10 protein-coding genes are annotated in these 14,942 nt (G+C 71.0%); 9 read left to right on the forward strand and 1 reads right to left on the reverse strand.

Annotated features, from left to right (window positions below):
* The first annotated feature begins 98 nt into the window (after window positions 1-98).
* The 7 genes from ACEN9V_RS18310 to ACEN9V_RS18340 all read left to right on the forward strand — a co-directional run bounded on the left by ACEN9V_RS18310 (window position 99) and on the right by ACEN9V_RS18340 (window position 10,584).
* Window positions 99-1,985 carry an ABC transporter ATP-binding protein gene (locus ACEN9V_RS18310; RefSeq protein WP_413603087.1) on the forward strand — a complete coding sequence of 629 codons (1,887 nt, stop codon included), beginning with the start codon at window positions 99-101 and terminating at the stop codon, window positions 1,983-1,985.
* Window positions 1,986-2,118: 133 nt separating this feature from the next.
* The gene (locus ACEN9V_RS18315) at window positions 2,119-4,350 is read left to right on the forward strand and encodes an adenylate/guanylate cyclase domain-containing protein (RefSeq protein ID WP_413601495.1); all 2,232 of its coding nucleotides are present in this window, start codon (window positions 2,119-2,121) and stop codon (window positions 4,348-4,350) included.
* Window positions 4,347-5,774: a mechanosensitive ion channel domain-containing protein gene (locus tag ACEN9V_RS18320; RefSeq protein WP_413601496.1), complete on the forward strand. Its 1,428-nt coding sequence runs from the start codon at window positions 4,347-4,349 to the stop codon at window positions 5,772-5,774. Before ACEN9V_RS18315 ends, ACEN9V_RS18320 begins: the two co-directional genes overlap by 4 nt.
* A 187-nt stretch (window positions 5,775-5,961) precedes the next feature.
* A complete protein-coding gene (locus tag ACEN9V_RS18325) occupies window positions 5,962-7,326 on the forward strand; it encodes a cystathionine beta-synthase (RefSeq protein ID WP_413601497.1) in 1,365 nt (454 codons plus the stop codon).
* Between the two features lie 74 nt (window positions 7,327-7,400).
* Window positions 7,401-8,546 (forward strand): cystathionine gamma-synthase, encoded by a 1,146-nt coding sequence (locus ACEN9V_RS18330; RefSeq protein ID WP_402729590.1) that lies wholly within the window; start codon window positions 7,401-7,403, stop codon window positions 8,544-8,546.
* Window positions 8,547-8,603: 57 nt separating this feature from the next.
* Window positions 8,604-9,992 carry an MFS transporter gene (locus ACEN9V_RS18335; protein WP_413601498.1) on the forward strand — a complete coding sequence of 463 codons (1,389 nt, stop codon included), beginning with the start codon at window positions 8,604-8,606 and terminating at the stop codon, window positions 9,990-9,992.
* Between the two features lie 28 nt (window positions 9,993-10,020).
* A complete protein-coding gene (locus tag ACEN9V_RS18340) occupies window positions 10,021-10,584 on the forward strand; it encodes a substrate-binding domain-containing protein (RefSeq protein WP_413601499.1) in 564 nt (187 codons plus the stop codon).
* Window positions 10,585-10,805: 221 nt separating this feature from the next.
* Here ACEN9V_RS18340 and ACEN9V_RS18345 read toward each other — a convergent pair whose 3' ends face one another.
* Window positions 10,806-11,387, reverse strand: coding sequence for a TetR/AcrR family transcriptional regulator (locus ACEN9V_RS18345; protein ID WP_413601500.1), 582 nt, complete (start codon window positions 11,385-11,387; stop codon window positions 10,806-10,808).
* 229 nt (window positions 11,388-11,616) lie between these two features.
* On the opposite strand from ACEN9V_RS18345, the gene ACEN9V_RS18350 reads away from it, so the two are divergent.
* The gene (locus tag ACEN9V_RS18350) at window positions 11,617-12,873 is read left to right on the forward strand and encodes a multidrug effflux MFS transporter (RefSeq protein WP_281265101.1); all 1,257 of its coding nucleotides are present in this window, start codon (window positions 11,617-11,619) and stop codon (window positions 12,871-12,873) included.
* A 59-nt stretch (window positions 12,874-12,932) separates the two neighbouring features.
* Window positions 12,933-14,936 (forward strand): helicase HerA-like domain-containing protein, encoded by a 2,004-nt coding sequence (locus ACEN9V_RS18355; protein WP_413601501.1) that lies wholly within the window; start codon window positions 12,933-12,935, stop codon window positions 14,934-14,936.
* The last annotated feature ends 6 nt before the right edge of the window (window positions 14,937-14,942 follow it).

Raw genomic sequence — 14,942 nt, forward strand, 5'->3', positions numbered from 1 at the left:
CGTGCAGGTGGCGTCCCGACGTCGGGGCCCGGGGATACATTTGCTCGAGTGAGCGCACCGTCCGGTGGGCACCGGGCGGAAGGACCCTCGCGATGAGCATGCCGGGGATGCGCGGTGGTGGTGGCGGCGGTCGCGGCGGCCGGATCTCGAGCGGCGACTACGACGCACAGAAGGCCGCCAACGCCGAGGCGCCACGGATCCCGCACCTGCTGCGACGCATCGCCGGCCTCTTCGTCCCGCACCGTCGGTCGATCGTCTTCACGGTCGTGCTCGTGCTCATCGGGGCGGCCCTCTCGGTGATCCCGCCGCTCCTGACGCAGAAGGCGTTCGACCTCGGGCTGTTCCCGAAGTCGGGGACACCCGACCTGCCGGTGCTGTTCTGGCTGGTGACCGCGATGGTCGTCCTGTGGATCGCCAGCGCCGGCGTCGGGGTATGGCAGACGTACCTCACGGCGACGGTGGGCAACAAGGTGATGGGCGCGATGCGCATGCGTCTGTTCGCCCACCTGCAGCGGATGGAGCTCGCCTTCTTCACCCGCACGAAGACCGGGGTCATCCAGTCGCGCCTGCAGAACGACGTCGGCGGCGTCGCGAGCGTGCTGAACAACACGATCTCGTCGGTGCTCGGCAACACGGTCACGGTGATCGCGGCGGTGGTCGCGATGCTCCTGCTGAGCTGGCAGATGACCCTGGTGGCGGTCGTCCTGCTGCCCTTCCTGGTCATCGCCCAGCGCAAGGTCGGTCAGGTCCGGGCGAAGATCGCCGGGCAGACGCAGGAGTCGCTCTCCGACATGACCGCCATCACGCAGGAAGCCCTGAGCGTCTCGGGCATCCTGCTCGCCAAGAGCTTCAACCAGCAGCGCAGCGAGACCCACCGCTACGGCGACGAGAACCGCAACCAGATCGCGTTGCAGGTCCGGCAGCAGATGTCCGGCCAGTGGTTCTTCGCGATCGTGCAGATCTTCCTGTCGATCATCCCGGCGATCATCTACCTCGTCGCCGCCTACCTGGTCCTCGGCGGCGTCCCGATCACGGCCGGCACGATCGTCGCGTTCACGACGGTGCAGTCTCGGCTGCTGTTCCCGACCGTGGGGCTGCTGCGCGTCGTCCTCGACCTGCAGACCTCCGGCGCGCTGTTCGCCCGCATCTTCGAGTACCTCGACCTGAAGCCGGCGATCACGGACTCGCCGACGGCCGGCAAGGTCGACGAGACCCGCGTGGGCCACGTCGCCTTCGACGACGTGACGTTCACCTACCCGGACGGCGAACCCGACAAGCCGACGCTCCGCGGGGTCTCGTTCGAGCTCGAACCCGGGCAGTTCGCCGCGTTCGTCGGGCCGTCCGGCGCCGGCAAGACCACCGTCTCGTACCTCGTCCCGCGGCTCTACGAGGCGACGAAGGGCTCGGTGCGGTTCGCCGGCGCCGACGTCCGTGACCTCGAGCACGAGGACCTGATGCGGCACGTCGGGATCGTCAGCCAGGAGACCTACCTGTTCCACGCCACGATCGGCGACAACCTCCGCTACGCCAAACCCGGCGCCACGGACGACGAACTCGAGCGTGCTGCTCGCGCGGCGAACATCCACGAGACGATCGCCTCGTTCCCCGACGGGTACGACACCGTGGTCGGGGAGCGCGGCTACCGACTGTCCGGCGGCGAGAAGCAGCGCATCGCGATCGCGCGGGTCATGCTCAAGGACCCGCCGGTCCTGGTGCTCGACGAAGCGACGAGTGCGCTCGACTCCATCTCCGAACGCGTCGTGCAGACGGCCCTCGACGCCGCTGCACAGGGGCGCACCACGATCTCGATCGCGCACCGGCTCTCCACCGTGCGTGACGCCGACGTGATCTTCGTGCTCGATCACGGTCGGATCGTGGAGCAGGGCACGCACGACGAACTGCTGGCGCTCGACGGCATCTACGCGATGCTGCACCTCCAGCAGAACACCCCGATCGAGGCAGCAACCGGCGCCATCGACTCGTGACGCGCGAGCAACCCAGAGCAACTGCTGACACGCGTGTTGCACACGTGGTACTTGTGATTGAACGCCGATCTCGCGGCGCTGCACCACCGGTTCCCTGTGCACGCGATCGCCGTGCCTCCTGATCGGAGTTCCCGTGACAGCAGTCCCTCCAGCAGCCCCCGACGCGGACCCGATCCCGCCGGCAGAGCCCGGGACCGGAACCGGGTCGATCCGGGTGATCGACCAGCCGGCACGCCGCAAGGGGCGCTGGCGTCGGTTCGTCACCACCGGCTCGCTCGACATCCAGTCGAAGCTGCTCGTGATGCTCCTCGGTGTGAGCGTGCTGGCGGCCCTGGTGATCGGGGCCGTCGGGTACGTGAACGGCCGGAACGCCCTCCAGACCGCGGCGCTCAACCAGGTGACGTCGCTGCGGGAGTCGCGCATCACGGAACTGAAGCGATCGTTCAACCAGTTCACCCAGACGGTGGTGTCGCAGAGCCGCAACGCGAGCGTCATCGGCGCCACGAAGGCGTTCACGTCGGGATGGGACGACCTGCAGGACACCCCGGTGTCGGCGAGCGACCGGAGCAAGGTCGACGGCTGGTACCAGGACACCTTCGTCCCGCAGCTCGATGCCCGCAGCGGCGGCACGGCGAACCCGGAGCAGTTCGCACCGACCCAGGACCCGCAGGCGTACCTGCAGGCGAGGTACACGGCGCCGTTCGACGACTACGACAAGGCCATCAGGCAGGACGACGCAGGCGATGGCAGCTCCTGGTCCGCCGCGCACGCCGAGTACCAGCCGTACTTCCGGCAGATCGTCGAGGCACAGGGCTACGAGGACCTCGCCCTGATGGACACGGACGGCAACGTGGTCTACTCCGCCTACGCGGGTGCCGACCTCGGCACGAACGTCGAGGACGGGCCCTACCGAGACTCGAACCTGGCGACCGGGTACAAGGAGGCGCTGCAGCTCACGAGTTCGGACGACATCGTGGTGACGGACTTCGCGCGGTACGTCCCGAGCCTGAACGTCCCGACCCTCTGGGTGATGTCGCCGGTCGGCGAGGACGGCAAGATCATCGGCGTCATGGCCGTCCAGGTGCCCGTCGACCTGATCAACCAGGTCATGACGGGCGACCAGCACTGGGCGAAGGACGGCCTCGGGGACACCGGTGAGTCGTACCTCGTCGGCGACGACGACCTGATGCGGTCGTACCCGCGTCAGCTGCTCGAGCACCCGAAGCAGTACGAGCGGGACGTGGTCTCGGCCGGCACCGCTCCGGCGACGGCGAAGCGCGAGCTGCAGGTCAAGGGGTCGGTCCTGCTCCAGCAGGTGAACACCACGCCGGTGACCCGTGCCCTGCAGGGCAAGACCGGCACGGTGGTCGCGGACGACTACCGCGGCAAGGAGACCCTCGCGGCCTACGCCCCGCTCGAGGTGGACGGCCTGCGCTGGGTGGTGGTCGCGCAGATGGACACGTCAGAGGCGTTCGCGCCGATCAACGAGCTCACCAGGAACATCGGGCTCGCCCTGGTCGGGATCATCGTGCTGGTGTCCCTGCTGTCGCTGCTGCTCGCGCAGGTGTTCGTCCGGCCGATCCGACGGCTGCAGACCGCGGTCAACCGCGTGAGCGCGGGCGAGATCGGCGTCGAGGTCCGCGCGAAGCAGGGCGACGAGATCGGCGACCTCGGGCTCGCGTTCAACGACATGAGCCGGAGCCTCAAGGTCAAGCAGGACCTGCTCGACGACCAGCGACGGCAGAACGACGCGCTGCTGCGGACGATGATGCCGGACGAGGTCGCCAAGCGGTACAAGCAGGGCGACCAGACGATCGCAGCTGACCACCAGGACGTCGCGGTGGTCTACGCCGACATCATCGGGTTCGACGACTTCGCGAGGGACCTGTCGGCGGAGGAGTCCCTCGCGCTCGTGAACGACGTCTGGCGGTCCTTCGACGACGCCGCACAGCGCCACGGCGTCGAACGCGTGCGGTCGACGAGGAGCGGGTACCTGGCGAGCTGCGGCCTGTCGGTGCCCCGGGTGGACAACGTCCGCAGGGTCGTCGACTTCACCGCGGACGCGCAGGCCGTCATCGACCGGTTCAACGCGCAGAACGGCGCATCGATCGGCCTCAGGGCCGGCATCGACACCGGTGAGGTGACGAGCGGCCTGGTCGGCAAGTCGAGCCTGATCTACGACATGTGGGGCGACGCCGTCAGCCTGGCCTTCCGGGTGCAGGGCATCGCGCCGACACCAGGGGTCTTCGCGACGCAGCGGGTGGTCGACAAGCTCGGCGACCGGAACGACCTGGAAGAGGCCGGCCTCGTCGAGACGCAGGGCGGCCCGCAGCGGGTGTGGAAGTTCGTCAGGAGTGCGCGATGACCCCGTTCTGGCAGCAGGACTGGTTCTGGCCGGCGATCGTCGTGATCATCGGGCTGCCGGTCGTGCTGCTCGTCCTCACCGAGTGGCAGTCGAACCTGCAGCGGCGCGGCAACGACCTGCACAAGATCATCGGCCTGCTCCGGAACGCGGTCGTCCCGCTCATCGCGATCTTCATCCTGTCGACACAGGTCACCGAGGCGGTCGACCCGAAGGAGGTGACGGCGAACCGGATCATCGGGACCGTCCTCGGGTTCCTCGTGATCATCTTCGTGCTCAACGGCCTGAACATCATGCTGTTCACGAACGCCAGGAAGGGCACCTGGCGCGAGAAGATCCCGTCGATCTTCGTGGACATCGCCAGGATCGTGCTCATCGCCCTCGGGCTTGCGCTGGTCTTCAAGCTCGTCTGGAACGCGGACGTCGGCGGCATCTTCACGGCGCTCGGCGTCGGGTCGCTCGTCATCGGCCTCGCGCTGCAGTCAGCGGTCGGCCCGGTCATCGCCGGCCTGTTCCTGCTGTTCGAGCAGCCGTTCCGCCTCGGTGACTGGCTCGACACCGGCGGCGCGCGGGGCCGGGTCGTCGAGGTGAACTGGCGGTCGGTGCACATCGACACCGGCAACGGCATCCTGATCATGCCGAACTCGTCGCTCGCTGGGGCGTCGTTCACGAACCTGTCCAGGACGGGCGGCACGTTCCCGGTGTCGACCGAGGTCACCTTCACGACCGACGACCCGCCGGCGGCCGTCGTGGCGTTGCTCCAGCGCATCGCGGCGGAACTCCCGCAGAAGTACCCGGGTACGACGCCGTCAGCGGTGCCGATCGGCGGAGCGGCCTACTCGGTGTCGTTCGAGGTGCGCGGGCCGTCGCAGGAGGGCGACGCGCTCGCCGTGTTCCGGCTGTGGCTCTGGTACGCCGCACGTCGTGCCGGGCTCGGGCTCGACGGTGACACCACGGACGACTTCGTCACCGACGAGCGCCGTGACGCCGCCGTGGACACGATCGCGCCGACGCTCTACCTGGGCGCAGACGACGCGATCGCGCTGCGCCCCGTCGTCCGGCTCGAGCGGTACGCGGCGGGGGAGACGATCATGCGCCCCGGAGTCGTTCCGCGGGCACTGCGGTTCGTCCTGTCCGGCAGCGTCGAGCTCCGCGTCCCGTTCGAGGACGAGCAGCTCCCGGCGTCCAGGGTCGAAGCAGGCGACTACGTCGGGCAGACCGCGCTGACGCGGGAGGTCGTGCAGACCAACCAGGTCGCCCTGACCGAGGTGACGGTGCTCGTGGTCCCGGTCGAGGCGATCGACACCATCGTGCGGTCGTCGCCGCAGCTCGCGAAGGACATCGGTGCGGTCATCGACCGACGGCACCAGGACGTCGCCGACGCGCTCGAGGCGCGGATCGCGCAGCTCCGCGCCGTGGCGAGCTGACCCGGCGAGCTGCGGCAGCGGCTCGGTCGCGTTCCGTTCCGGACTGGAGGCTCGGTGCCAGCTGGCACCGTGCCTCCCCCCACCGGCACGGCCGGCACGCCGCTGGCGCGTCGCGCCGGCACCGGCGGCGTGGGCCCAGTCCGACACATGCTGACTCGCACAGGGAGGCAGTCCGTAGACTCGATGCGTGCGTTATGCGAACTCCGTCGTCGACCTCGTCGGCGACACCCCCCTGGTCCGGCTGAACCGCGTCACCGAGGGCATCCGCGCCACGGTGCTGGTGAAGGTGGAGTACCTGAACCCCGGCGGGTCGTCGAAGGACCGCATCGCCACGCGGATCCTCGACGCCGCCGAAGCCTCAGGTGACCTGCAGCCGGGCGGCACCATCGTCGAGCCCACGTCGGGCAACACCGGCGTCGGGCTGGCCCTCGTCGCCCAGCAGCGCGGGTACCGGTGTGTGTTCGTGCTGCCGGACAAGGTCGGCGAGGACAAGCGCAACGTGCTCACCGCCTACGGCGCCGAGATCGTCGTCACGCCGACGGCCGTCCCGCCTGAACACCCGGAGTCGTACTACTCGGTGTCCGACCGGCTGGTGCAGGAGATCCCCGGTGCCTACAAGCCGAACCAGTACGCGAACCCGAACGGGCCGCGCAGCCACTACGAGACCACCGGTCCGGAGATCTGGCGCGACACCGACCAGCGCATCACCCACTTCGTCGCCGGCGTCGGCACCGGCGGCACCATCACGGGCACCGGACGCTTCCTGAAGGAGGCGTCGGACGGCCGCGTGCGGATCGTCGGCGCCGATCCCGAGGGCTCCGTGTACTCCGGCGGCACCGGCCGTCCGTACCTGGTCGAGGGCGTCGGCGAGGACTTCTGGCCGTCGGCGTACGACCCCGAGGTCCCCGACGAGATCATCGCGGTGTCGGACGCCGAGTCGTTCGCGATGACCCGTCGCCTGGCGCGTGAAGAGGGCCTGCTCGTCGGCGGCTCGAGCGGCATGGCCGTCGTCGCGGCGCTCCGTGCGGCGCAGGACCTGACCGAGGACGACGTCGTCGTGGTGCTCCTGCCGGACGGCGGGCGGGGCTACCTCGGCAAGATCTTCAACGACCGCTGGATGCGCTCCTACGGGTTCGCGGAGACCGACGACGCCCGGACCGTCGGGTCGCTCATCGCTGGCAAGGACGGCCGTCTGCCCGACCTCGTCCACGCACACCCGTCGGACACCGTCCGCGAGGTCGTCGACATCATGACCAAGTACGGCGTCTCGCAGATGCCCGTGCTGAGCGCCGAGCCGCCCGTCGTCATCGGCGAGGTCGTCGGCGCGGTGGAGGAGAAGGCACTCCTCGCGCAGGTCTTCACCGGTGCCGCGAAGATGGCCGACGCGCTCACCGCTTTCGTCGGGGACCCGCTGCCGCTCATCGGCGTCGGCGAGTCCGTGTCGGCGGCCCGGCGGGCGCTGGAGTCCGTCGACGCGCTCCTCGTCGTCGAGGACGGCAAGCCCGTCACCGTGCTCACCCGGCACGACCTGCTCACCTACCTGTCCGAGTGAGCGCGGCAGCGCACCCACCGTGCGCTGCGCGACCGACGCGATCCGAGCCTCCCGTTGCGACCTGGAGAAAGCACATGACCGAGTTCAGCACCCGCGCCATCCACGCCGGCCAGGAGCCCGACGGCCCCACCGGCGCCGTCATCCCGCCGCTCCACCTGACGTCGACCTACGTGCAGGACGGCATCGGGCAGATGCGGAACGGCTACGAGTACTCCCGATCGGGCAACCCGACGCGTGACTCCCTGCAGACCCTGCTCGCCGACCTCGACGGTGGCGTCGCCGCCTACTCGTTCTCGTCCGGCCTGGCCGCCGAGGACGCCCTGCTCCGCGCCACGCTGACGCCGGGTTCGCGCGTCGTCATGGGCAACGACGTCTACGGCGGCACGCACCGGCTCGTGAACCGGCTGCACGTGCCGTGGGGCGTCGAACTCGTCGTCGTCGACATGAGCGATCTCGACCGGGTCCGTGCCGCACTACAGGACGCGCCGGCATCGACCGTGCTGTGGGTCGAGACCCCGACCAACCCGCTCATGAAGATCGCCGACATCGAGGCACTCGCCGCCGTCGGACACGACGCCGGGGCGCTCGTGGTCGTCGACAACACCTTCGCGTCGCCGTACCTCCAGCAGCCGCTCGCCCTCGGCGCGGACGTCGTCGCGTACTCCACCACGAAGTACCTCGGCGGGCACTCCGACGTCGTCGGCGGGGCGATCGTGCTGCGGGACCAGGAGCTCGCCGACAAGGTCCAGTTCCTGCAGTTCGGCGCGGGTGCGATCTCGTCGCCGTTCGACGCATGGCTGACGATCCGCGGCATCAAGACCCTCGCGGTCCGGATGGAGCGGCACTCGCAGAACGCGCAGGCGGTCGCCGAGGCACTCGTCGGCGACCCCGCGGTGGAGCACGTCTACTACCCGGGGCTCACCGACCACCCCGGGCACGACGTCGCCGCCCGGCAGATGCGCGGGTTCGGCGGGATGCTCTCGGTCGCGCTCGCGGGTGGTCCGGAGGCGGCGAAGCGGTTCGCCGAGTCGACGGAGGTGTTCGCGCTCGCCGAGTCGCTCGGCGGGGTGGAGTCGCTCATCGGGTACCCGAGCGAGATGACCCACGCGTCCGTGAAGGGCACCGAGCTCGAGGTCCCGGAGAACATCGTGCGCCTGTCGGTCGGCATCGAGGACGCCGGTGACCTGGTCGCGGACGTCCAGCAGGCGCTCCGCCGCTGACCCGGCGCTGACCCGCCGCGGACCCGCGGTCCGTCCGGTCGCCGCTAGCCTGGGCGGGTGACCGCCACGACGCCGACGAGGACGACCCTGTTCAGCAGGGGGTACGCCCTCCCGACGATCGGGATGGTCGCGATCGTGGCCGTCGCCGCGTTCCAGAACCTGGCGATGACGACGATCATGCCGGAGATCAGCCGGGACCTGCACGGGGAGACGCTGTACTCGCTGAGCTTCGCGGCACCGCTCGCCGCCGGCGTCCCGGGGATGGTGCTCGCCGGCAACTGGACGGACCGGGCGGGCGGCCGCGTGGTGGCGTGGGTGTCCGCGGCGCTCTTCGCCGTCGGGACCGCGATCGTCATGCTCGCGCCGACGATGCCGGTGTTCCTCGCCGGTCGCCTGGTCGAGGGCTTCGGCGCCGGCGCCATCGACGTGGTGCTCTACGTCCTGGTCGCCCGGATCTTCCCCGCGGAGCTGCACGGTCCCGTGTTCGCCGGGTTCGCCGCGGCGTGGGTGGTCCCGGCACTCGTCGGACCAGCGCTCGCCGGGTTCGTCACGGAGCTCTCCAGCTGGCACTGGGTGTTCGCCGGGGCGCTCGTGATCGCCGTCGTCGCGTTCAGCCTCCTCGTGCCGACCCTCGGACGGCTCCACCCGCCGGCGGCTGCACTCCGCCCACCGTGGCAGCGCGGACGGATCGCGTGGTCCGTCGCGGCCGCCGTCGCCGTCCTCCTGCTCAACGTCGCTCCGGACCTGCCGGTCGTGCCACGCATCGCCGCGGTGGTCGTCGGGCTCGTCGGCGCCTGGGTCGCCCTGCGTCCGCTGCTGCCGCGCCGCACCCTGACCGCCGCTCCCGGTCTGCCGTCGGTGGTGCTGCTCCGCGGCGTCCTCGCTGCAGGGTTCTTCGGCGCCGAGGCGTACGTGCCGTTCCTCCTGCAGGCGCAGCACGGGCTCTCGCCGTCCGCGGCCGGGCTGGCGTTGACCGTCGCGGCGCTCAGCTGGGCCGGCGCGAGCTGGGTGCACGGGCGGTTGGGGGAGCGTCGGTTCACCGCGACGTGGGCGTTCGGCGTCGGGCTCGGCCTCGTCGTCGTCAGTCTGGTCGCGGCGTTCGCGGTGGCGGCGGGGAACCTGCCGGTCTGGGTGCTCGTGGCCGGTTGGTTCGTCGGTGGTGCCGGGATGGGCGTCGCGTACCCGCGCACCTCGATGCTGACGCTCCGGTTCTCGAGCGAGGGGGACGACGGGTTCGCGAGCTCCGCCCTGACGATCGCGGACGCTGCCGGCAGCGTGGTGGGGCTCGCCGTCGCCGGGTTGCTGTTCACCGCCTCGGGCGGACGGCACGACGCCGCGGCGTTCTCCCTCGTGTTCGCCGCGATGACCGTCATCGCGCTCGTCGGGTGGTTCGCCGTCCGCCGACTCGGTCCGGTGCCGCCTCCGTCGTCCGCCGGGACCGGGTAGCGTGGCAGACCCACGTCGAGGAGGAACCGTGCGTCGCATCCTGGCCGCCGCCGCCCTGGCGAGCGCGGTGTTCGTCCTCGCCGGGTGCAGCGGGACGACGTCGGTCGCGCCGACGCCGGTCACGAGCACGGACCTCACCAGCTCGGACGGCGGGTTCGACCAGCACGCCGTCGTCGGGGTCGTGCTGCTCCCGGAAGGAGCCACCCCGGCCGGTGGCGGTGCATCGCTGCCCGACCGGTTCCGCACCTCGCTGACCGAGGCGGGCTTCCGGCCCGACGTGCGGGTCGCCGACGCGGACGACCCGGCGGGATCGCAGCGGACCGCGGTGCGGGACCTCGTGCGCACGGGAGCCAAGGCGCTGCTCGTGCAGGCCGACGACCCCTCGGCGTTGACCGGCGTCCTGCAGACCGCGCACGACGCCGGGGTCGTCGTGGTCGGTCTCGACGGCGCGGTCCCCGCCAGCGGCACCGGTGGCGACGGGGTGTCGTCCGACTACCGCATCACCGGGACGGAGTCCGACGCCGACCTCGTCGAGCAGTCGGTCGCCGCCGTGACGTCGCTCCAGCGGGGCGAGAAACCGGCCACCGACTGACGCAGGTCGGCCGCTCTGGTCGCGACCGCGGGCCGGACGGGAGGCTCGTGGCGGCCCCGCCACGGGCCTCCCGTCCGGGCGCGTGCACGTTCCGACCCATCACGCGCGGGATGGGATGTGGGATCGAGCGTCGGCGGTCGGAACAACGGGCCTCCTCCGCGCGAATCAACCCGCTACGCGCGAAGGGGCCACCGACGCGACACCGCGCGGAACGGCTGCGGTCAGCTCCACCACGTCGGGAAGGACGCGGTGATGGTGTCGACGAGGGCCTTGCGGGCGCGTCGGGGTCCGGCGAGCCAGGCCTCGATCGCGCCGACGAACCCCTGGGCGACGAAGCCCGCCGCGACGTCGTCGAGGAGTTCCGGGCGCGCGGCCTGGTCGAGCTCCCGGATGTGCAGCGCACTCGACACCGTGAAGTGCTCGACGAGCAGCCGGTGCAGCGAGCCGTCGTTCGGGTCGGGGAGTGCCTTGCCGTAGATGTCCCGGTGCGTGACGACGTGCTCGACGACGGCGTTGATGCCCTTGCGGGTGATCGCGGCCAGTTCCTCGCGGCTCGCACCCCGGTCGGAGGCGACCCGGCGCGCCTCGGCGTCGTCGTCGCGGATGCGGTCGAGCTCCGGGGTGAGCACGTCGGCGAGCAGCGAGCCGGGGGAGACGGCGTGCGAGTAGAACGTGGCACGGTTGATCCCGGCGGCGCGCGTGACGTCGGCCACCGTGATCTCGGAGACGGGGCGGTCGGCGGCGAGCCGGAGGATCGCCTCGCGCAGCGCGGCCGTGGTGTGCAGGATCCGAGCGTCCACCATGACGCCCACCCCCTCTTCCGGTACGAGTCCGCCCGGAGGCTCCCGAGCCCTCCGACGGTACCGCAGGTCCGGGGAGGGGCACCGCGTCGATCACGACGACACGCGGCAACGAACGGCGACGGATGCGGCGCGTGCGGACCCGCCCCTAGGATGGTTCCGCGGACGAATCGATTCGATCGATCCCGCGATCACCTCTCCCCACCGCCCCTCATCGTCGAAGGACTCTGCCGTGACCGCGCCCGCGACCACTGGTTCGCTCACCGTCATCCTCCACCCGGGGGACTCGCTCTCCCGCGCACAGCGCCTCGTGTACGTGTTCGTGCTCGGTGCGCTGACCGCGCTCGGGCCGTTCACGATCGACCTGTACCTGCCGGCGTTCCCGTCCCTGAAGGACCAGTTCGGGGTCACCGACGGCGCCGTGCAGCTCACCTTGACCGCGACGACGATCGGCTTCGCGTTCGGCCAACTGCTCGTCGGCCCGTGGAGCGACAAGGTCGGTCGCCGACTGCCGCTCATCATCGCCACGACCGTGCACATCGCGGCGTCGATCTGCGCGGCGATGGCGCCGAACATCGAGGTGCTCGCCGTCTTCCGAGTGCTGCAGGGCATGGGTGCCGCTGCCGGTGGTGTCGTCGCGATGGCCACCGTCCGGGACCTGTTCGGCGGCAAGCCCCTGGTCCGGATGCTGTCCAGGCTGGCGATGGTGAACGGCCTCGCGCCGATCCTCGCGCCGCTCATCGGTTCCCAGATGCTGCGGTTCGTCAGCTGGCGTGGGATCTTCGTGTTCCTCGCCTGCTACGGCCTGGCCGTCGTGATCGCGTCGATCCTGCTCATCGTGGAGACCCTGCCGCCCGCTCGACGGCACGAGGCCGGCCACTCGACGATGGGGCAGCGCTACCGCGCCCTGTTCTCCGACCGGATCTTCGTCGGGGTCGCACTCATCGGGGCGATGGTCTTCAGCGGGCTGTTCTCCTACCTCAGTGCGTCGCCGTTCCTGTTCCAGGACGTCTTCGGGTTGGACGCCCAGCAGTACGGGCTGCTCTTCGCGGTGAACTCCGTCGGCGTCGTGGTCGGGGTGCAGATCTCGTCGCGGATCGCGCAGCGCGTCGGACCGCAGTGGATCCTGGCGTGCTCGACCGCGACGCTCTTCCTGGCGGCGGTCGCGATCATCGTGCTCGACCTGCTCGGCGCCGGGCTCGTCGGTGTGCTCGTCCCGCTGTGGTTCTTCATCGCGGCCTGCGGGTTCTCGTTCCCGCTCGTGCAGGTGATCGGCCTGGCCGCCCACGGCAAGGAGGCGGGGACCGCTGCCTCCGTGCTCGGCGCCCTGAACTTCGGGGTCGCCGGGCTCATCTCGCCGATCGTCGGGTGGCTCGGCATCTCGCAGGCCGCGCCGATGGCGGCCGTGATGGCGTGCACCTCGGCGGTCGCGATCGTGCTGCTGTGGGCGGTCGTGCGGCCGCGGACGGTGCCGGCGCTCACCCACTGAGCGTCCGCGGTCGACCCGGGACCGTACCGCGGCGGCGCACGCGTCCATAGGCTGTGTCCATGAGCGACGTGGTGGAGCAGGCACGGGCCGCGGCAGCGGCAGCGCGGGCGGCAGCGGACGAGGCACGACGCCTCGCGGACGAAGCAGCGGCGCGTGCCGAGGAACTCGCGAAGGCGCTCGAGCAGCCGGAGCGAACGCCCGATCCGGAGCCGACGGTGGCGGCCGACCCGGCTCAGGAGCCGGCTGCCGCGACACCGCAGGCCGCCCCGGCGACCGGCACCGAGCCTCCCGTCGGAGCGACCGCCGGGACGACCCTCGGGGCGGCCGCCGAGGCGGAACCGGGTGGCGGCCCGAGCGGGCCACTCGGCGAAGCGTCCGTCGCGGCGATCCGCGACGGCTACACCGTCGACGGCAGCGCCCTCGAGCTCGGCGCCCTGGTCAACGGCGACCCCCTGCCGGACGTGCAGGTGCGCATCCCGCTCGGCATGCTCAACCGCCACGGCCTGGTGGCCGGCGCGACCGGGACGGGCAAGACCAGGACCCTGCAGGTGCTCGCCGAGCAGATCGCCGCGAACGGCGTCCCGGTGTTCGCCGCCGACATCAAGGGCGACCTGTCCGGGCTCGCGGTGGTCGGGTCCGGCAACGAGAAGCTGCTGGCACGGACCGCTGGCATCGGCCAGGAGTGGACCCCGGCGGCGAGCCAGGCGGAGTTCTACTCGCTCGGCGGGCAGGGCACCGGCGTGCCGATCCGGGCGACCGTCTCGGGCTTCGGGCCGCTGCTGTTGTCGAAGGTCCTCGGGCTGAACGACACGCAGGAATCGTCGCTCGGGCTGGTCTTCCACTACGCCGAGCGGGCCGGGCTGCCGCTGGTCGACCTGTCCGACCTCCGGGCCGTCCTGACCTTCCTGGTGAGTGACGAGGGCAAACCGGAGCTCGCCGAACTCGGTGGGCTGTCGAAGCAGACGGCAGGCGTGATCCTCCGCGAGCTCATCACCTTCGCGGACCAGGGGGCCGACCAGTTCTTCGGTGAGCCCGAGATCGACACGCAGGTCTTCCTCCGGACCGCCGCGGACGGCCGGGGGATCGTGAGCCTGCTCGAGGTGCCGGGGGTGCAGGACCAGCCGGAGGTCTTCTCGACGTTCCTGATGTGGCTCCTCGCCGACCTGTTCAACGAGCTGCCGGAGGTCGGCGACCAGGACAAGCCGAAACTGGTGTTCTTCTTCGACGAGGCACACCTGCTGTTCAGCGGCGCCTCGAAGGACTTCACCGAACAGATCGTCCGCACGGTCCGGTTGATCCGGTCGAAGGGCGTCGGCATCTTCTTCGTCACGCAGACCCCGAAGGACGTCCCGAACGACGTGCTCGCCCAGCTCGGCTCCCGCATCCAGCACCAGCTCCGGGCGCACACCCCCGACGACGCCAAGGCGCTGCGGGCCACCGTGTCGACGTACCCGACGAGCGAGTACGACCTGGGGGAGGTCCTGACGTCGCTGGCCACCGGCGAGGCGATCGTCACCGTGATGAACGAGAAGGGCGCACCGACCCCGGTGGCGTGGACGCGCCTCCGCGCGCCGCAGGGGTCGATGGACCCGATGCCGTCGGCCGAGATGGAGGCTCGGGTCGCCTCGTCCCCGCTCCTCGCCACCTACGGCACCCGCGTCGACCCCGACTCGGCACACGAGATGCTGGCCCGTCGGATGGAGGCTGCTGCTGCGCAGGCTGCTGCCGCGGACGCGCAGGAAGCCGCCGCTGCCGCTGCCGCTGAGGCGGAGAAGGAGGCCGCTCGTGCCGCGGCCGCCGCCGCGAAGGAGGCCGCGGCGCAGGCGAAGCAGGAAGCGCGCGATCGGGCGGCGGCACAGAAGGAGTACGAGCGGACGCAGCGCGAGTTCGAGAAGGCGGAGCGGGCAGCGCAGACCCGACGGTCACGGAGCACGGCGTCGCGGACGTCGACCTCGCGGAAGACGGACGACCCGCTGTCCGAGCTGCTCGGTGGCGGGCTCGGCGGCTCGATCGCGAAAGAGGTGGTGCAGGGGATCTTCTCGACCCTGCGTCGTCGGCGGTAGGGTGTT

This window comes from Curtobacterium sp. Curtsp57 (genome assembly GCF_047324335.1).
Taxonomy (GTDB): domain Bacteria; phylum Actinomycetota; class Actinomycetes; order Actinomycetales; family Microbacteriaceae; genus Curtobacterium.